The organism is Enterobacter sp. CPE_E1241, assembly GCF_045618265.1.
Lineage (GTDB): Bacteria > Pseudomonadota > Gammaproteobacteria > Enterobacterales > Enterobacteriaceae > Enterobacter > Enterobacter adelaidei.
In genome coordinates, this window is the sequence record NZ_JBIWYV010000001.1 from 3,224,385 (window position 1) to 3,241,826 (window position 17,442).

The following is a 17,442-nucleotide window of genomic DNA, read 5'->3' on the forward strand; positions in this document are numbered from 1 at the left end:
ACTGAACCCATCAACGCTCTGTTTTTCATGCAGTTAAATAAAAAAACACATCATCGAATGATGCGCTGGATTAACTTAATAAACGGAAGGAGGTTGAATTAAAAATTAAACCGTTCCGCTTTTATAATTTTAATTTGTCTTTAAAAAAACGCATGTCTTTCAGATCACAAACTTAGAGTAAATTTATACTTTCAGAATTAATTAAAAAACACATTTCTGCACTGAATTACTCTTAGGAAATATCATTCATAAGCAAAATGGTATTAACCATTTGATCTACACAAAATCGTCCACTTTTGTTACATTTTTTTTCTAACAGGGTCTGCTGGGATACTTAAAATAGGCTGTCTGCCACATCGTCATCACTACAGCAGGCTGAGAGTATCAGTAACGATATAACTGGAGAAAAAATGGCTAAGCGTACATGGCTACTTCTGGGTGTAATAATGTCTCTTGCGAGTGCGGCTTCAGCAGCCCCGCAAACAGCGTCAGCGTCTGGCGGCATCAAAGCTTATGAAGAACAAGAGTTCATCGCTGATTTCACGAAGTTCAAAATTGGCGACACCGCACCTGCGCAGTATCAAACGCCCGAGTACACCATCAAACAGTACCAGTTGCGTAACCTCCCGGCACCGGATGCCGGTACACACTGGACCTATATGGGCGAGAATTACGTCCTGATCGGTGATACTGATGGCAGAATCTACAAAGCCTATAACGGAGATATCTTCTATCATCGCTGATTCGATCCTGATTCGCCCGTGGCAGGAGAGCGATCGCCCTTTCCTGCGCACGCTCTACCTCCACGCCCGGCGTGAAGCCTGGCCGTGGCTGGACAATTCACAGTGGCAGCTTGAAGACTTTGATGCAGCAACCCGCGACGAAGTAATTTGGGTCGCCGTGCAGAACGGTCATCGCCTGGGTTTTGCTTCAGTCTGGACGAACGATAATTTCCTGCACAACCTGTTTGTTGACCCGCAGTATCAGAGCCTTGGAGTCGGACACTTGCTCCTGGAGCAGGTGCAGAAGACGTTTACCAGCACAGGTTCGCTTAAGTGTCTGGAGAAGAATTCGCGGGCTGTTGCGTTTTACCAGCGACACGGCTGGCACATTGAGTCGAAGGGAATTTCTCCGGACGGAGAGTACTATCTGATGCATTACCGGCTTGGGTAAAGTCAGGTGGCGCTACGCTTACCTGACCTACAAAACCGTATTCCGTAGGCCGGGTAAGGCGAAACCGCCACCCGGCAATTCGGAGCTGGGAACTTACACCGCGCGGAACGCGATATCACCCGGTATCACTTCACCCTGCCAGTAAAGCTGCGCTGCAACGCGCCCCGCCAGCTGGCGATACATCTCAGCAAATTCGCTGTCCGGACGGCTGACGACCGTCGGTTTTCCGCTGTCGAGATCCTCACGAAGAGTGATATGCAGCGGCATCTGACCCAGCAGTTGGGTGTGATATTTCGCGGCCAGTTTTTCTGCCCCACCCGTACCAAATATCGGTTCGTGGTGACCGCAGTTGCTGCAGATGTGCATGCTCATGTTTTCAACAATACCGAGCACCGGCACTTCCACTTTCTCGAACATCACGATGCCTTTTTTGGCGTCAATCAGCGCGATATCTTGCGGCGTGGTCACCACAACCGCTCCCGTAACCGGAATATTCTGCGCCAGCGTGAGCTGAATATCACCGGTGCCCGGCGGCATGTCCAGCACCAGATAATCCAGATCCGGCCACATCGTCTCCTGCAGCATCTGCATCAGCGCTTTGCTGGCCATTGGGCCACGCCAGACCATGGCGTTATCATCGGTGACAAGATACCCAATGGAGTTGGTCGCCAGACCGTGAGCCATGATGGGGGCCATGTGAGTGCCATCCGGCGAGGTTGGACGCTGGTTTTCCGCCCCCAGCATGTTTGGAATAGAAGGCCCGTAGATATCGGCATCAAGAATACCGACCTTTGCCCCTTCTGCCGCCAGCGCCAGCGCCAGGTTAACCGCGGTGGAGGATTTACCTACCCCGCCTTTGCCTGAACTTACGGCAATTATATTTTTCACACCGTTCACGCCCGGCTGGTTTTTCACCCGCTTCAGGGTAGCGATGCTGTGGGTCAGCTTCCAGTCAATCGCTTTTGCACCGGTAATGCGCAGCAGTTCAGAGCTGGTTTGCTCTTTCAACGCGTCAAATGCGCTGCTCCAGACGAACGGCATCTGCAACTCAATGTGCAGGGTATCGTCCAGCCAGGCAACGTGGTGCAACGCTTTCAGCGTCGTAAGATTATGTTTCAGGGTTGGATGCTGAAAGTTAGCCAGCGTCCCGGCGACCATTGCTCGTAAGGCTTCCGGTGATTTGGCCTGGGATTGAGAACTCATCCCGACTCCTTTGTTCTTGTGAATAAGACCTTAGATGAACAAGTTTACCTGAAAGGCCGTGGTTTGTGCTTACTTAATAATGCCCCTTTTGGTAATATCAAAAACCCTTTTCACAGTTAAAAGAAGTAATGCCTACTATGACTCAAGTCGCGAAGAAAATTCTGGTAACGTGCGCACTGCCGTACGCCAACGGCTCAATCCACCTCGGCCACATGCTGGAGCATATCCAGGCTGATGTCTGGGTCCGTTACCAGCGAATGCGCGGCCACGAGGTTAATTTCATCTGTGCGGACGATGCCCACGGCACGCCGATCATGCTGAAAGCTCAGCAACTGGGGATTTCCCCGGAGCAGATGATTGCCGAAATGAGTCAGGAGCATCAGACTGATTTTGCTGGCTTTGACATCAGCTACGACAACTATCACTCCACGCACAGCGACGAAAACCGTGAGCTGTCGGAGCTGATCTACACGCGTCTGAAAGAGAACGGTTTTATCAAAAACCGCACCATCTCCCAGCTGTACGATCCGGAAAAAGGCATGTTCCTGCCGGACCGTTTCGTCAAAGGCACCTGTCCAAAATGTAAATCCCCGGACCAGTACGGCGATAACTGCGAAGTGTGCGGCGCGACCTACAGCCCGACCGAGCTTATCGAGCCGAAATCCGTGGTGTCCGGCGCAACGCCTGTGATGCGTGACTCCGAGCACTTCTTCTTCGACCTGCCATCCTTCAGTGAAATGCTGCAGGCATGGACCCGCAGCGGCGCGCTGCAGGAGCAGGTAGCGAACAAGATGCAGGAGTGGTTCGAGTCCGGTCTGCAGCAGTGGGATATCTCCCGCGATGCACCGTACTTTGGTTTCGAAATTCCGAATGCACCGGGTAAATATTTCTACGTCTGGCTGGACGCGCCAATCGGCTACATGGGCTCCTTCAAGAACCTGTGCGACAAACGTGGCGACACCGTCAGCTTCGACGAATACTGGAAGAAAGATTCCACAGCCGAGCTGTATCACTTCATCGGTAAAGACATCGTCTACTTCCACAGTCTGTTCTGGCCAGCAATGCTGGAAGGCAGCAACTTCCGCAAGCCGACCAATTTGTTCGTACACGGCTACGTGACGGTAAACGGCGCGAAGATGTCCAAGTCCCGCGGGACGTTCATCAAAGCCAGCACCTGGCTGAACCACTTCGATGCGGACAGCCTGCGCTACTACTACACCGCGAAGCTCTCTTCCCGCATCGACGATATCGACCTGAACCTGGAAGATTTCGTGCAGCGCGTGAACGCCGACATCGTCAACAAAGTGGTGAACCTGGCATCCCGTAACGCGGGCTTTATCGCCAAGCGTTTTGACGGCGTGATGGCAGCCGAACTGGCTGACCCAGCCCTGTACAAAACCTTCACCGATGCCGCAGCCACCATTGGCGAAGCGTGGGAAGCGCGTGAGTTCGGTAAAGCCGTGCGTGAAATTATGGCGCTGGCAGACCTGGCTAACCGCTATGTGGACGAGCAGGCTCCGTGGGTTGTGGCGAAACAGGAAGGCCGTGATGCCGATCTGCAGGCTATCTGCTCCATGGGGATCAACCTGTTCCGCGTACTGATGACGTACCTGAAGCCGGTTCTGCCACAGCTTGCTGCACGTGCAGAAGCGTTCCTGAACACTGAACTGACCTGGGATGCGATTGCTCAGCCGCTGCTCGGCCACAAGGTGAACACCTTTAAAGCGCTGTACAACCGCATCGAGATGAAGCAGGTTGAAGCGCTGGTTGAAGCTTCGAAAGAAGAGGTGAAAGCCGCTGCTGCGCCGGTTACCGGCCCGCTGGCTGACGATCCGATTCAGGACACCATCACCTTTGATGATTTCGCGAAAGTTGACCTGCGCGTGGCGCTGATTGAAAACGCGGAGTTTGTGGATGGCTCCGATAAACTGCTGCGTCTGACGCTGGATCTGGGCGGCGAGAAACGTAATGTCTTCTCGGGTATTCGTTCTGCGTATCCAGACCCACAGGTGCTGATTGGCCGCCAGACGGTCATGGTGGCTAACCTGGCACCACGCAAAATGCGCTTTGGTATTTCTGAAGGCATGGTGATGGCCGCAGGCCCTGGCGGGAAAGATATCTTCCTGTTAAGTCCTGACGAAGGCGCGAAGCCTGGTCAGCAGGTGAAATAACAAAAAAGCCGGAGATAATCTCCGGCTTTTTTTATGGCTTCGCGCTGTGTATGCGATTCGTCAGCCCGCGCAAGAAATAGCGCATAAACTGGTCTCCGCACTCGCGATAGTTCTTATGGTCCGGGGCACGCATCATGGCGGTGATCTCTGGCATCGAGACGCGGAATTTCTGCTCGGTCATGATCGCCAGGATATCGTCAGTCTTCAGTGAAAACGCAATACGCAGCTTTTTCAGCACCGTATTGTTGTTTACGCGACGCTCCAGCGCCAGCTCTGGCGCAGACTCATCTTTACCGCGCTTGTCATAGATCAGGCCGTTCAGGAAGCCAGACAGAATAATGTCCGGGCAGCGGACAAAGCCCTCTTCGTCTTCTTTGGTCATCCAGGTATCGAAACCGGCCGACGTGGACTCCATGTCGGAGAGCGCAAGAATGCGCACCATGTCGTTATTATTCGCTTTCAGGGTGTAGCGCAAGCTACGGAGAATATCGTTACTGAGCATAGAGCCTTCGAATGTCGATGATGCAATGGCGCGCAGTGTACCAGCTTTACAGGCCAATCGCCTCTTTCAAACTCTTCAGGTAGCGACGGCTAACCGGCACCGTTTGCCCGGCGCGCAGCACCAGCTCTGCCTGACCGTTGTCTTCCAGGCGGATCTCTTTCAGGTGCGCCATATTGACCAGATACTGGCGATGGCAGCGAATGAGCGGCGTGCGGCTCTCCAGCGTCCGCAAGGTCAACTCGGTAAACCCTTCATTTCCTTCCGCACTGGTGACAAATACGCCGCTCAGGCGGCTGCTGACAAATGCCACATCATCCATCTGCAAAAGATAAATCCGGCTGTGTCCGGTGCAGGGGATAAACTTCAGCGGCTGCTGGTTCTCGGGCAACAGCGTGACATCCTGAACGGTACGCTCCTGGCGTAATCGGGTCAGGGTCTTTTCCAGCCGCTTCTCTTCAATTGGCTTGAGTAAATAATCAAACGCATGTTCCTCAAAGGCTTTAACGGCATATTCGTCGAATGCGGTTAAAAACACGATGTAGGGACGATGCTCCGGATCGAGCATCCCGACCATCTCCAGCCCGCTGATTCGGGGCATCTGAATGTCGAGGAACAGTACGTCCGGGCGCAGTTTGTGGACAGCACCGATAGCCTCAATGGCGTTCGCACACTCACCCACAATCTCAATATCAGGCTGCTCCTGCAGCAGAACGCGCAGGTTTTCCCGTGCCAGCGGCTCGTCATCCACAATCAGCACTCTTAACATGCGTTTTCCTCCAGCGGCAGTCGTACGGTAATTCGGGTAAATCGATCGGGCTCACAGGCGACGGTGATGCCGCAGTCATCGCCAAAATGGGCACGCAGACGTTTATCTACCAGACTCATCCCTAAACCCCCTGTAGCGGAAGGCTGGTAAAGCCCGGCGTTATCTTCGATATCGAGCACCAGATGATGATTAAAACGGCTGGCGGAAATAGTGACCTCCCCGATACCCAGAAGCTGTGAGGTACCGTGTTTGATGGCATTTTCTACAATAGGCTGCAGGGTAAAAGCAGGAAGATGTTGATGGGCCAGCTCATCCGGGACGGAGAGCGACACCTGCAGGCGCGACTGGAAACGTGCCTGCTCAATCTGTAGATAAGCATTAACGTGCTCAATCTCATCGGCCAGGGTCACGATCTCAGAAGGACGCTTCAGGTTCTTACGGAAAAAGGTCGACAGAAACTGCACCAGCTGCGCGGCCTGATCGCTGTCGCGCCGAATGACCGCTTTGAGCGTATTGAGAGCATTAAACAGGAAGTGCGGGTTCACCTGAGCATGCAGGAGTTTGATCTCTGACTGGGTCAGCAACGCCTTCTGGCGCTCATACTGCCCGGCCAGGATCTGTGCGGAAAGCAACTGGGCGATCCCCTCCCCCAGCGTGCGGTTGATGGAACTGAACAGGCGATTTTTCGCTTCATACAGTTTGATGGTACCCATCACTCTCTGGTTTTCTCCGCGCAACGGAATGACCAGCGTAGAACCCAGTTTGCACTGCGGATGCAGCGAACATCGATAAGGCACTTCGTTACCATCGGCATAAACCACTTCACCAGTTTCAATGGCGCGCAGCGTATAGGCTGAGGAGATGGGTTTCCCGGGCAAATGGTGATCGTCCCCGGTACCGGTAAAAGCCAGCAGCCGCTCACGGTCTGTTATCGCCACGGCACCGATATCCAGCTCTTTATAGAGAACCAGCGCAACCTTCATGCTGTTTTCTTCGTTAAAGCCCTGGCGCAGGATCCCTTCCGTCGAAGCGGCAACCTTCAGCGCAGTTGCGGAAAACGCCGAGGTGTACTTCTCAAACATGGCACGTTTATCGAGCAAAATACGCATAAACAGCGCCGCCCCCACGGTGTTGGTCACCATCATCGGGGCGGCAATGCTGCTGACCAGGTGCAGCGCATCCTCAAACGGGCGGGCAATCAGCAAAATGATCGCCATCTGCGCCATTTCGGCGACAAAGGTAATCGCACCTGCGGTCAGTGGGCTGAAGACTTTATCCGGACGGCCACGTTTGATCAGATAGCTATGCACCAGGCCACCGAGCAGCCCTTCTACGATCGTGGAAATCATGCAACTGAGTGCCGTCATCCCGCCCATGGAATAGCGATGCAGGCCACCCGTTAAACCGACAAGACCACCGACGACGGGACCGCCAAGCAATCCCCCCATCACCGCGCCGATAGCGCGCGTATTAGCAATAGAATCTTCGATATGGAGGCCAAACCAGGTCCCCATAATGCAGAATATGGAAAATACCACGTAGCAGAGGAATTTGTGCGGCAGGCGGACGGTGACTTGCATCAGCGGAATAAACAGGCGCGTTTTGCTCATCAGCCAGGCGATGACAAGGAACACGCACATCTGCTGAAGCAACAGCAGCACCAGATTAAACTCGTACATACTCAAAACCGCACACGCTAAAAACGCGTAACATACACTGATAAGGGGCTACTTTCTTTGAAGCACCCCAAAAAAGCGCAAAATCGTGTCCGTTATCACACCTTTTTCTGAATATCGCGCATGCTTCGCATTGTTTGTTCAAAAATCAATCAATTCTTCCTGGTTCGGCAAAGTGGGTCTACATTTAAACTGGGAAAGCGTGAGCCAGGGGGCGAATATGGCGCTTTACACAATAGGTGAAGTAGCACTCCTTTGTGATATCAATCCCGTTACCCTACGGGCGTGGCAACGGCGGTATGGATTACTCAAGCCGCAAAGAACAGATGGCGGACATCGCCTTTTCAACGATGCCGATATCGACCGGATCCGTGAGATTAAAAGCTGGATCGACAACGGTGTGCAGGTTGGCAAAGTAAAGTCTCTGCTTTGCCAGGACGATCCTGACACACAGCACCTCTGGCGCGAACAACAGGAAACCCTGCTAAGACTTCTGCAGGCAGGCAACCTGCAGCGCCTGCGCGCATGGATAAAAGAGCAAGGGCGCGATTATCCGGCACAAACGCTGATCACGCATCTTTTCATACCGCTTCGCCGTCGTCTGCAGTGCCAACAGTCCACCCTGCAGGCGCTGCTCAGTATGCTCGATGGTGTGCTTATCAACTACATTGCCGTCTGTCTTGCCTCCGCGAAGAGCAAGGCCGGGAAAGATGCGCTGGTGATCGGATGGAACGTGCACGATACCACCCGCCTGTGGCTGGAAGCCTGGATTGCAACGCAAAAGGGCTGGCGCGTGGATGTCCTTGCGCATTCGCTGGCACAGCTGCGGCCCGAATTTTTCGATGGTCAGACTCTGCTGGTCTGGTGTGGCGAAGTGCCATCCGCCTCGCAGCAACAGCTGCTGACGGAATGGCGTGAACATGGTTACCCGGTTTACTCACTTGGCCCGGATGAACAGTAACGGCATTTAATGGTTCATTAACAGCTGCGCTTCACCGTATAATTGTTCCGTTAACAACAGGAGCAGATGATGAAGGCAACCAAACTGGCCATTATTACCCTTTTTGTCCTGATGGCCGTAAGCGGTATCGGCGGCGTGATGCTGGCAGGATACTCGTTTATTGTTCGCGGCGGTGTCGGCTGAGGTGCAGCGTCAGCCGCTCAAAAACGCGATCGACGACGATCGCCGCCAGCGCGACCAGCACCGCCCCCTGCACAATATAGGCCGTATTAAACCCGCTTAAGCCGATTATAATCGGCGTTCCCAGCGTATTGGCTCCTACCGTCGACGCAATTGTTGCCGTTCCGATGTTGATAATGACCGACGTGCGGATCCCGGCAATAATAACGGGCGCCGCTAATGGCAATTCAACCTTACGTAGCTGCTGCCCGCGACTCATTCCCATCCCTTCAGCCACACTCAATACAGATGCAGGTACTGCCGCGATACCCGCCAGCGTGCCCTGCAGAATGGGCAATACGCCATATAAAATCAGCGCAATAATTGCCGGTTGCTGACCAAAGCCCATGACCGGAACCGCTATCGCCAGCACCGCCACCGGCGGAAACGTCTGACCAATGGCCGCTATCGTCTCAACCAGCGGACGAAATTCCCGGCCTGCTGGCCGTGTCACCGCAATGCCCGCCCCCACTCCCAGCACAACAGCAATAGCGCTTGAGAGGACCACCAGCCAGAGATGTGCCAGGGCAAGATTAATAAAGCTCTCCTGCTGATAGACCGGTCGTGGCAGCCCGGGAAAAAGGGTGCTGAACAGCGCCGCGCTGTGTGGCATCAGAAACAGTAAGGCGACAAAGATGGCTACCAGCCAGAGAAGCGGATCACGCAGTGTTTTCACGTATCACCTCCCCAGCCAACAGATCGCGAAAATGCAAGGCACCACAAGGCGCACCGTGGGCGTCCGCAACAGGTAGCACCTCACACTGACCCGCAACAAACGCGGAGAGCGCATCCCGCAGGCTCATCTGCTTCTGCAACGGCTCACCACTCACTGGAGCATCTTCCCGACGCATATAGTCGCTGACCGTCCGCAGGGAGAGCAGCCTGACCCCCAGTTCACTGCGGCCAAAAAACTCACGCACAAAATCACTTTTCGGATGGCTTAGCAGTTCGAGCGGGGTACCCTGCTGAACCACTTCGCCGTGATCCATCAGCACCAGATGGTCGGCCAGGCGCAGGGCTTCATCAATATCGTGCGTCACGAGAACGATCGTACGTCCGAGAATGCGGTGAATACGGGTCATTTCCGTTTGTAGCGCCCCGCGCGTGACCGGGTCAAGCGCACCAAAGGGTTCATCCATCAACAATACCTGTGGGTTGGCCGCCAGAGCGCGCGCTACCCCCACCCGCTGCTGCTGTCCCCCGGAAAGCTGGTGCGGATAGCGGTCACGCAGTGTGGACTCTAGCCCCAGTAGAGACATCAGTTCATCAACTCTGTCAGCTATTTTTGCCCGCGACCACTTCTCCAGCTGCAGCACAGTGGCAATGTTCTGCGCCACCGTCCAGTGCGGAAACAGGCCTATCGACTGAATGGCATATCCCATCCGGCGGCGCAACTCCAGCACCGGCAGGCTGCGGATCTCCTCTCCGGCAAAGCGGATCAAACCGCTATCATGCTCAACCAGACGATTGATCATCTTCAGGGTGGTGGATTTTCCCGAGCCCGAGGTACCTATCAGCACGGAAAACGCACCCTCGGCAAAGTTCAGGTTCAGATGGCTTGCCGCCGGGCGTCCCGCAAAAGTTTTACTGACATCATGAAATTCAATCATTGGCTTTTCTCCTGAGCAGCGCGAGCCATAAGGCAAACAGCGCGTCGACAACAACCGCCAGCGCAATCGTAGGAACCACGCCTAATAACACCAGATCCAGGGCACTACTCAGCAGCCCCTGGAATACCAGCGCGCCAAAACCACCCGCCCCAATCAGCGCCGCAATGACCGCCATGCCAACGGTTTGCACCGCCACTACCCGCAGGCTACGCAGCAGGAGAGGCAGTGCCAGCGGAAGCTGTATCTGCCAGAAACATTGTCGCGTGCTCATCCCCATCGCATGGGCGCTTTCCAGCACATCAGGGGCGACCTGACTTAAGCCCGCGACCACGCCGCGTACCAGCGGCAACAGTGCATACAACACCAGCGCGATCAGAGCGGGGGTTAATCCCGTACCGGCGATACCTATTGTTCCCAACACAGGAAATGACTTCACCAGCCCGGCCAGAGGGGCAATCAGCAGACCAAACAGCGCAACGGAAGGGATAGTCTGGATAACGTTCAGCACGGCAAAAACGCCCCCCTGACGTGAAGGGTGACGATAGCACCACATGCCCAACGGGATCCCGAGCAGGAGAGCCGGGAAGAGCGTCCCGAAGAGAATGGTCAGATGTTGCGTCAGGGCATCATCAAACACCTCCTGACGGTTGGCGTACTCCTTTAACAGCGAGAGATTATTCAGTTCGCCACTAAACAGCAGGAGCAATGGAATAACCCATATCTGTGCATTAAGCACCCAACGCCAGACGGACGCAGAGATGAGGCGACGTATAGCATCGCTGCAGGCGAGCAGGCACAACGCCTGCCACAGCCACAGGCCGCTCCCCACCGTTGTTCTTGCCAGCGGGCTTTCCGCCGAAGCCATATGCGTTGCCGCAAGCCCGGCTCCCCAGAAAAGGGTGATAAAAAGCCCTTCAGAGAGCAGCAACGTCAACCATTGTGCTGTACGACCTTGCCAGAGCGATAGCGCAACCCACGCCCCCGGTGCCACCGCAAGCAACCACGGTGTAAACGACCAGACTTCCCAGAGAGAACGCCCCTCCCCCGACATCAGGCGATTAGGGGCGACATTCACAAACGGTAACGCGACCGCTGCGATGGTCACACAGGCCAACAGCAGCAGGACGCGGTTATGACATTTTATTGGCACAGCCTTTTCCCGTTACTTCACAAGCCCTTGTTGTTTCAGGAAGTCGGCGGCCACTTTTTTGGCATCCAGCCCCTCGACGGCAATGCTGGCATTCAGCTGTTGCAGCGTTTTTTCATCCAGTTTTTCGAAAACAGGTTTGAGCCAGTCGGCAATCTCCGGGTAGGCTTTCAGCACTGCCTCACGTACCACCGGCGTCGGGGCATAAATCGGCTGCACACCTTTTGGATCGGTCAGGGTTTGCAGGCCAAGTGCCGCGACCGGGCCGTCGGTACCGTAGGCCATTGCCGCGTTAACACCCGAAGTTTGCTGTGCTGCGGCTTTGATAGTCACCGCCGTATCGCCGCCTGCCAGAGAGAGCAGTTGCGCCTGGTCAAGCTTGAAGTCATAGGCTTTTTCGAACGCAGGCAGCGCATCAGGACGCTCGATAAACTCTGCCGACGCGGCAAGCTTAAAATCGCCCTTCTCTTTCAGGTAGCGGCTGAGATCGGCCAGGGTAGTCAGCTTCCCTTTCTCCGCCACGTCTTTACGCACGGCGATAGTCCAGGTGTTGTTGGCCGGAGCCGGGGTCAGCCAGACCAGCTTGTTCTGTTCAGCATCGAGCTTTTTGACTTTGTCATATCCGGCTTTGGCGTTTTTCCAGGCCGGATCGTTTTCATCTTTGAAGAAGAATGCGCCGTTGCCGGTGTATTCCGGGTAGATATCCAGCTCGCCGGAAGTAATCGCGCCGCGCACGACGGGCGTAGTACCCAGCTGGACTTTATTGACGGTTTTGACGCCGTGGCTTTCGAGCACCTGCAAAATGATATTACCGAGCAGCGCGCCTTCGGTATCTATCTTTGAGCCCACTTTTACCGGCTCCGCCGCCTGTAAGGGCAGACTTATTGCCGCCAGCAACACCGCAGATCCCAACATCCCCTTTGCAATCGTCATTCCGCTATCCTCATATTTTTTTGCTGCCTTTTTCAGAGGCTTGAGAGAAAAGCGTAGCTTAAAACGGCGTGATTAACCGTCAAAATGCCTTTTTAGCATAAGATAAGACGCATCCCCCGCGAACGGGGGATGCAAAGGAAGGAAAGGTTACAGCAGTTCGAACTCGCCTTTATTCACCCGGGCAGAATCCACACCGATAAACACGTTGAATTTGCCAGGCTCAGCATCGTATTTCATCTGCTGATTCCAGAACTTCAGCGCGTCCACGTCAATTGGGAAGCTGATGGTTTTGGTTTCACCCGGTTTCAGGTTGACCTTTTCAAAGCCACGCAGCTGCTTCACCGGACGACTCATGGAGGCAGTCACATCCTGAACGTACATCTGGATCACCGTAGCCCCTTCGCGCTTACCGGTGTTAGTCACCTCAACGCTGGCTGTCACTTTACCGTCACGCTTCAGGCTCGGGGCCGACATTTTCACGTCAGAGACCTTGAAGGTGGTGTAGCTCAGGCCATAACCAAACGGGTACAGCGGGCCATTAGCTTCGTCGAAGTAACGAGACGTGTACTTGTTCGGTTTGTCGGCGTTGTACGGACGACCGGTGTTCAGGTGGCTGTAGTAGACCGGGATCTGACCAACGGAGCGCGGGAAGGACATTGGCAATTTGCCTGACGGGTTGTAATCGCCAAACAGTACGTCGGCAATCGCGTTACCGCCTTCGGTACCGGCGAACCAGGTTTCCAGAATCGCGTCAGCCTGCTGGTCTTCTTTCACCAGCGCCAGCGGACGACCGTTCATCAGCACCAGCACCAGCGGCTTGCCCGTCGCTTTCAGGGCAGCGATCAAATCGCGCTGGCTTTGCGGAATGGTGATATCGGTACGGCTGGAAGCTTCATGCGCCATCCCCTGCGCTTCTCCCACAACCGCCACAACGACATCAGACTGTTTTGCCGTCTTAACCGCTTCGTCGATCATCTCTTTCGGCGTGCGCGGGTCAACCTTCACCGCTTCCTCATACTGGTTGAGGAACGTCACGATGTCTTTATCGTTAGTGACGTTAGCCCCTTTGGCATAGACCACACTGGCGTTTTCACCGACAGCGTTCTTAATACCCGTCAGCACGGTTACGGACTGGTCAGCGACGCCCGCCGCGGACCAACTCCCCATCACGTCGCGCTTGCTGTCGGCCAGCGGGCCGACCACGGCAATGGTGCCGGATTTTTTCAGCGGCAGCGTGTCGAGGCGGTTCTTCAGCAGCACCAGGCTTTCGCGGGCGACTTCACGCGCTTCTTTACGATGCAGACGGCTTTCGGCGTTGGTATCTACCGGGTCAGAGTCTTTTGGCCCCAGGTGACTGTACGGATCGTTAAACAGCCCCATGTCGTATTTCACGTTCAGCACGTGACGCGTGGCATCGTCCAGCTCCGCCATCGTTACCTTGCCGCTCTTCACCAGCCCCGGCAGGTATTTGCTGTAGTACTCGTCGCTCATGCTCATGTTAATGCCGGACTTGAGCGCCACGCGCACGGCATCTTCCGGATCGGATGCGGTACCGTGTTTGATCAGTTCTTTAATGGCGCCGTGGTCAGAAACGGTGATGCCCTTAAAGCCCCACTGGTCGCGCAATACGTCTTTCAGCAGCCAGGAATCAGACGTCGCAGGCGTGCCGTTCAGCGAGTTGAGCGCCACCATCACCGCGCCGCTGCCCGCGTCCAGACCTGCCTTGTACGGCGGCATATAGTCGTTGAACAGGCGCTGCGGGCTCATGTCAACGGTGTTGTACTCTTTGCCACCCTCCACTGCACCGTAAGCGGCGAAGTGCTTAACGCTGGTCATGACAGAGTAACGGTCTGCCGGGCTTTTGCCCTGCATCGCTTCCACCATGGTTTTGCCCATCGTGGCGGTTAAATAAGTATCTTCACCAAAGCCTTCGGACGCACGGCCCCAGCGCGGATCGCGGGAGACGTCGACCATCGGTGCCCAGGTCATGTTCAGGCCATCATCTGCCGCTTCATACGCGGAAACTCGCCCCACGGTTTTCACCGCGTCGAGGTTAAAGGAGGAGGCTAAACCAAGGCTGATGGGGAAGACAGTGCGCTGACCATGCAGCACGTCATAGGCGAAGAACAGCGGTATTTTCAGGCGACTGAGTTCCATCACCTGATCCTGCATTTTACGGATATCCTGGCGGGTAACGGTGTTAAAAATCGCCCCGACCTGACTATCCTTAATCATTTCACGGATGGCCTCTTTCGGGTTATCCGGGCCAACGCTGATAAGACGCAACTGGCCGATTTTCTCATCGACCGTCATTTTCTTGAGCAATTCCGTCACAAACGCGTCCCGGGCTTCAGGCGTAAGCGGATGATTGCCAAACAAATCCTCTGCCAGCGCGGGTTGCAGCGCCAGGCTGACGGCAACACCTACAGAACATAGCCATTTCATGTTGTTATACTCTCTCATCAATAACCGCCGGAAGATCTCGGCCAAACCGTGCGAAAGGCGCAGTGTGCCACAAACCCTCTGAACGTTGCAGGGTTATTCTCTGATTTTTCTCGTGAATACTCGACCGCTTAACAGTTAATCGCGCTATGCTTTATTGCGAGAAATTTGCCCCACCACAAGGAGTGGAAGATGTCTTCTGTTCAAACTCACAATAACACGACGTTTATCAACGAACTGTCGCGCCTGGTTGGCTCCTCTCACCTGCTTACCGACCCGGCCAAAACCGCCCGCTACCGTAAGGGGTTTCGCTCCGGTCAGGGCGAGGCGCTGGCGGTGGTTTTCCCCGGCACGCTGCTGGAGCTATGGCGCGTGCTGAGCGCCTGCGTCACCGCAGACAAGATTATATTAATGCAGGCAGCAAACACCGGCCTGACCGAAGGCTCAACGCCGAACGGCAACGATTACGATCGTGACATTGTCATCATCAGCACCCTGCGCCTCGACAAATTACACCTTCTGGATAAAGGTGAGCAGGTGCTCGCCTTCCCTGGTACAACGCTCTACTCTCTGGAAAAGGCACTTAAGCCGCTGGGTCGTGAGCCGCACTCGGTAATCGGTTCCTCCTGCATTGGCGCCTCGGTGGTAGGTGGGATCTGCAACAACTCCGGCGGTTCGCTGGTGCAGCGTGGCCCCGCTTATACCGAAATGTCGCTTTTTGCCCGTATTGACGAAAACGGCAAACTGACGCTGGTTAACCATCTGGGGATTGATCTGGGCGTTACGCCGGAACAAATCCTCAGCAAACTTGACGACGATCGCGTTAAAGATGAAGACGTTCAGCACGATGGCCGCCATGCGCACGATCACGATTATGTTACCCGCGTGCGGGATATCGAAGCCGATACGCCAGCCCGTTACAACGCCGATCCGGATCGCCTGTTTGAATCCTCTGGCTGCGCGGGCAAGCTGGCGGTTTTTGCGGTACGCCTTGATACGTTCCCGGCAGAGAAAAAACAGCAGGTATTTTACATCGGTACTAATCAGCCTGAGGTGCTGACCGAGATCCGCCGCCATATTCTGGGCGAATTCACGCACCTGCCTGTGGCGGGCGAATATATGCATCGGGATATTTACGATATTGCCGAGCGCTACGGCAAAGACACCTTCCTGATGATCGACAAGCTCGGCACCGACAAAATGCCGTTCTTCTTCACTATGAAGGGCCGCACCGACGCGATGCTGGAGAAAGTGTCGCTGTTTAAACCTCACTTCACTGACCGCTTTATGCAGAAGTTAGGCAACGTCTTCCCGGCGCATTTACCGGAGCGGATGAAAACCTGGCGCGACAAATATGAACACCATTTACTGCTGAAAATGGCCGGTGACGGGATTACCGAAGCGCAGACCTGGCTGACCGAATTCTTCAAAACCGCCGACGGGGATTTCTTTGCCTGTACTCCTGAAGAAGGCAGCAAAGCCTTCCTGCACCGTTTTGCCGCTGCGGGTGCCGCCATCCGTTATCAGGCGGTACATTCAGAAGAGGTAGAAGATATTCTGGCGCTGGATATCGCCCTAAGACGCAACGATACCGAGTGGTTTGAACATCTGCCGCCAGAGATTGACAGCAAGCTGGTACACAAGCTCTATTATGGCCACTTTATGTGCTACGTCTTCCATCAGGATTACATCGTTAAAAAAGGGGTTGATGCGCACGAACTGAAGGAGAAGATGCTCGCCCTGTTACGTGAACGTGGCGCACAATATCCTGCGGAACACAACGTCGGTCATCTTTATAAAGCCCCTGACGCACTTAAGCAGTTTTATCGCGAGAATGACCCTACAAACAGCATGAATCCCGGTATCGGTAAAACAACGCGGAAGAAATACTGGAAAGAGAGTGCTGACACGGAATAGCAGATTACGCAAGCTTCTGATTAATTCCTACAGCCAAATTTGAGAGATTGTTAAGCGCTCCTTAATCGTAATAGAGTAACTGTCTGACGCCGGAGAAACGTTTCTCCGGCATTCTATAACGAGGAGCAGGCACATCATGTCGGCTGTTGATGTTTTATCCGAAACCGAACTGGAAGTGCGTGATGCCCTTCCCGATGATGTGCATGCCATCGCGGCCATCTATGCCTGGCATGTACTTCACGGGCGTGCGTCATTTGAAGAAGTTCCCCCCACCATTGACGAAATGCGTCAACGTATGAAAGGTGTGGCAGAGAACGGTTTACCGTGGCTTATCGCACTGTATCGCGGCATCGTTGTGGGCTATTGCTATGCCACGCCTTACCGCCCGCGACACGCCTATCGTTATACTCTGGAAGAGTCAATATACGTGGATGCCAGCACCACCGGACGCGGTTTTGGCTCCGCATTAATGAGTGCGCTGATTGCGCGCTGCGAACAAGGCCCATGGCGCCAGATGATTGCCGTTGTGGGGGATGGCAGTAATAATCCCGGCTCGTTACGGCTGCACAAAAAACACGGCTTTGAGATTGTCGGTCAGTTGCGCAGCGTGGGGTATAAGAAAGGCGACTGGCGGGATACGGTGATTATGCAGCGTCCACTCAACGATGGAGACTGGACGCTGCCGGAGTAAGCTGGGTAAGGCGAAGCCGCCACCCGGCGCT

Annotated in this window: 16 protein-coding genes; 7 read left to right on the forward strand and 9 right to left on the reverse strand. The window is 54.6% G+C overall.

Annotated features, from left to right (window positions below; all coding sequences use genetic code 11):
• Positions 1-410 precede the first annotated feature (410 nt).
• Both ACJ9Y9_RS15825 and ACJ9Y9_RS15830 read left to right on the forward strand, forming a co-directional pair.
• Positions 411-743, forward strand: a complete 333-nt coding sequence (locus ACJ9Y9_RS15825) for an RcnB family protein (protein ID WP_028016332.1) — start codon at positions 411-413, stop codon at positions 741-743.
• A complete protein-coding gene (locus ACJ9Y9_RS15830; protein ID WP_028016331.1) occupies positions 694-1,173 on the forward strand; it encodes a GNAT family N-acetyltransferase in 480 nt (159 codons plus the stop codon). The genes ACJ9Y9_RS15825 and ACJ9Y9_RS15830 overlap by 50 nt, the downstream gene beginning before the upstream one ends.
• A 93-nt stretch (positions 1,174-1,266) precedes the next feature.
• Here ACJ9Y9_RS15830 and apbC read toward each other — a convergent pair whose 3' ends face one another.
• Positions 1,267-2,376, reverse strand: a complete 1,110-nt coding sequence (apbC, locus tag ACJ9Y9_RS15835; protein WP_028016330.1) for an iron-sulfur cluster carrier protein ApbC — start codon at positions 2,374-2,376, stop codon at positions 1,267-1,269.
• A gap of 137 nt (positions 2,377-2,513) precedes the next feature.
• Here apbC and metG point away from each other — a divergent pair, with 137 nt between their 5' ends.
• Complete coding sequence (gene metG, locus ACJ9Y9_RS15840; protein ID WP_028016329.1) at positions 2,514-4,547, forward strand: methionine--tRNA ligase; 2,034 nt, start codon at positions 2,514-2,516, stop codon at positions 4,545-4,547.
• A 31-nt stretch (positions 4,548-4,578) separates the two neighbouring features.
• Here metG and ACJ9Y9_RS15845 read toward each other — a convergent pair whose 3' ends face one another.
• From ACJ9Y9_RS15845 to ACJ9Y9_RS15855, 3 genes are read right to left on the reverse strand one after another with little or no spacing between them, the layout of a single operon-like run.
• Positions 4,579-5,049, reverse strand: coding sequence for a DUF1456 family protein (locus ACJ9Y9_RS15845; protein WP_028016328.1), 471 nt, complete (start codon positions 5,047-5,049; stop codon positions 4,579-4,581).
• A gap of 46 nt (positions 5,050-5,095) precedes the next feature.
• On the reverse strand, positions 5,096-5,815 hold the full coding sequence (btsR, locus tag ACJ9Y9_RS15850) for a two-component system response regulator BtsR (RefSeq protein WP_024908144.1): 720 nt from the start codon (positions 5,813-5,815) through the stop codon (positions 5,096-5,098).
• A complete protein-coding gene (locus ACJ9Y9_RS15855) occupies positions 5,809-7,494 on the reverse strand; it encodes a sensor histidine kinase (RefSeq protein ID WP_208594236.1) in 1,686 nt (561 codons plus the stop codon). The genes btsR and ACJ9Y9_RS15855 overlap by 7 nt, the downstream gene beginning before the upstream one ends.
• 217 nt (positions 7,495-7,711) lie before the next feature.
• Here ACJ9Y9_RS15855 and mlrA point away from each other — a divergent pair, with 217 nt between their 5' ends.
• Positions 7,712-8,452: an HTH-type transcriptional regulator MlrA gene (mlrA, locus tag ACJ9Y9_RS15860; RefSeq protein ID WP_028016327.1), complete on the forward strand. Its 741-nt coding sequence runs from the start codon at positions 7,712-7,714 to the stop codon at positions 8,450-8,452.
• 69 nt (positions 8,453-8,521) lie between these two features.
• Positions 8,522-8,635 (forward strand): protein YohO, encoded by a 114-nt coding sequence (locus tag ACJ9Y9_RS15865; protein WP_008500895.1) that lies wholly within the window; start codon positions 8,522-8,524, stop codon positions 8,633-8,635.
• On the opposite strand, the gene ACJ9Y9_RS15870 is transcribed toward ACJ9Y9_RS15865, so the two are convergent.
• The 5 genes from ACJ9Y9_RS15870 to bglX form a co-directional block, all read right to left on the reverse strand.
• On the reverse strand, positions 8,610-9,347 hold the full coding sequence (locus ACJ9Y9_RS15870; protein ID WP_028016326.1) for an ABC transporter permease: 738 nt from the start codon (positions 9,345-9,347) through the stop codon (positions 8,610-8,612). The genes ACJ9Y9_RS15865 and ACJ9Y9_RS15870 overlap by 26 nt on opposite strands.
• Entirely contained in the window at positions 9,331-10,281 is a 951-nt protein-coding gene (locus ACJ9Y9_RS15875; RefSeq protein WP_028016325.1) for an ABC transporter ATP-binding protein, read from the reverse strand. The genes ACJ9Y9_RS15870 and ACJ9Y9_RS15875 overlap by 17 nt, the downstream gene beginning before the upstream one ends.
• The gene (locus ACJ9Y9_RS15880; protein WP_028016324.1) at positions 10,274-11,431 is read right to left on the reverse strand and encodes an ABC transporter permease; all 1,158 of its coding nucleotides are present in this window, start codon (positions 11,429-11,431) and stop codon (positions 10,274-10,276) included. Before ACJ9Y9_RS15880 ends, ACJ9Y9_RS15875 begins: the two co-directional genes overlap by 8 nt.
• 12 nt (positions 11,432-11,443) lie before the next feature.
• Complete coding sequence (locus ACJ9Y9_RS15885; RefSeq protein WP_028016323.1) at positions 11,444-12,361, reverse strand: ABC transporter substrate-binding protein; 918 nt, start codon at positions 12,359-12,361, stop codon at positions 11,444-11,446.
• A 147-nt stretch (positions 12,362-12,508) separates the two neighbouring features.
• Entirely contained in the window at positions 12,509-14,806 is a 2,298-nt protein-coding gene (gene bglX, locus ACJ9Y9_RS15890; RefSeq protein ID WP_028016322.1) for a beta-glucosidase BglX, read from the reverse strand.
• Between the two features lie 189 nt (positions 14,807-14,995).
• Between bglX and dld the strand changes: the two genes are divergently transcribed.
• On the forward strand, positions 14,996-16,720 hold the full coding sequence (dld, locus tag ACJ9Y9_RS15895) for a D-lactate dehydrogenase (protein WP_028016321.1): 1,725 nt from the start codon (positions 14,996-14,998) through the stop codon (positions 16,718-16,720).
• A 136-nt stretch (positions 16,721-16,856) separates the two neighbouring features.
• Positions 16,857-17,411, forward strand: coding sequence for a GNAT family N-acetyltransferase (locus ACJ9Y9_RS15900; protein ID WP_028016320.1), 555 nt, complete (start codon positions 16,857-16,859; stop codon positions 17,409-17,411).
• The last annotated feature ends 31 nt before the right edge of the window (positions 17,412-17,442 follow it).

Bases quoted from the DNA above. Each gene is read 5' to 3' on its own strand.
- ACJ9Y9_RS15900 (WP_028016320.1), top strand. From the start codon at position 16,857: ATGTCGGCTGTTGATGTTTTATCCGAAACCGAACTGGAAGTGCGTGAT.
- bglX (WP_028016322.1), bottom strand. From the start codon at position 14,806: ATGAAATGGCTATGTTCTGTAGGTGTTGCCGTCAGCCTGGCGCTGCAA.
- ACJ9Y9_RS15830 (WP_028016331.1), top strand. From the start codon at position 694: ATGGCAGAATCTACAAAGCCTATAACGGAGATATCTTCTATCATCGCT.
- ACJ9Y9_RS15845 (WP_028016328.1), bottom strand. From the start codon at position 5,049: ATGCTCAGTAACGATATTCTCCGTAGCTTGCGCTACACCCTGAAAGCG.
- ACJ9Y9_RS15855 (WP_208594236.1), bottom strand. From the start codon at position 7,494: ATGTACGAGTTTAATCTGGTGCTGCTGTTGCTTCAGCAGATGTGCGTG.
- ACJ9Y9_RS15875 (WP_028016325.1), bottom strand. From the start codon at position 10,281: ATGATTGAATTTCATGATGTCAGTAAAACTTTTGCGGGACGCCCGGCG.
- btsR (WP_024908144.1), bottom strand. From the start codon at position 5,815: ATGTTAAGAGTGCTGATTGTGGATGACGAGCCGCTGGCACGGGAAAAC.
- ACJ9Y9_RS15885 (WP_028016323.1), bottom strand. From the start codon at position 12,361: ATGACGATTGCAAAGGGGATGTTGGGATCTGCGGTGTTGCTGGCGGCA.
- metG (WP_028016329.1), top strand. From the start codon at position 2,514: ATGACTCAAGTCGCGAAGAAAATTCTGGTAACGTGCGCACTGCCGTAC.
- ACJ9Y9_RS15825 (WP_028016332.1), top strand. From the start codon at position 411: ATGGCTAAGCGTACATGGCTACTTCTGGGTGTAATAATGTCTCTTGCG.
- mlrA (WP_028016327.1), top strand. From the start codon at position 7,712: ATGGCGCTTTACACAATAGGTGAAGTAGCACTCCTTTGTGATATCAAT.
- ACJ9Y9_RS15865 (WP_008500895.1), top strand. From the start codon at position 8,522: ATGAAGGCAACCAAACTGGCCATTATTACCCTTTTTGTCCTGATGGCC.
- apbC (WP_028016330.1), bottom strand. From the start codon at position 2,376: ATGAGTTCTCAATCCCAGGCCAAATCACCGGAAGCCTTACGAGCAATG.
- dld (WP_028016321.1), top strand. From the start codon at position 14,996: ATGTCTTCTGTTCAAACTCACAATAACACGACGTTTATCAACGAACTG.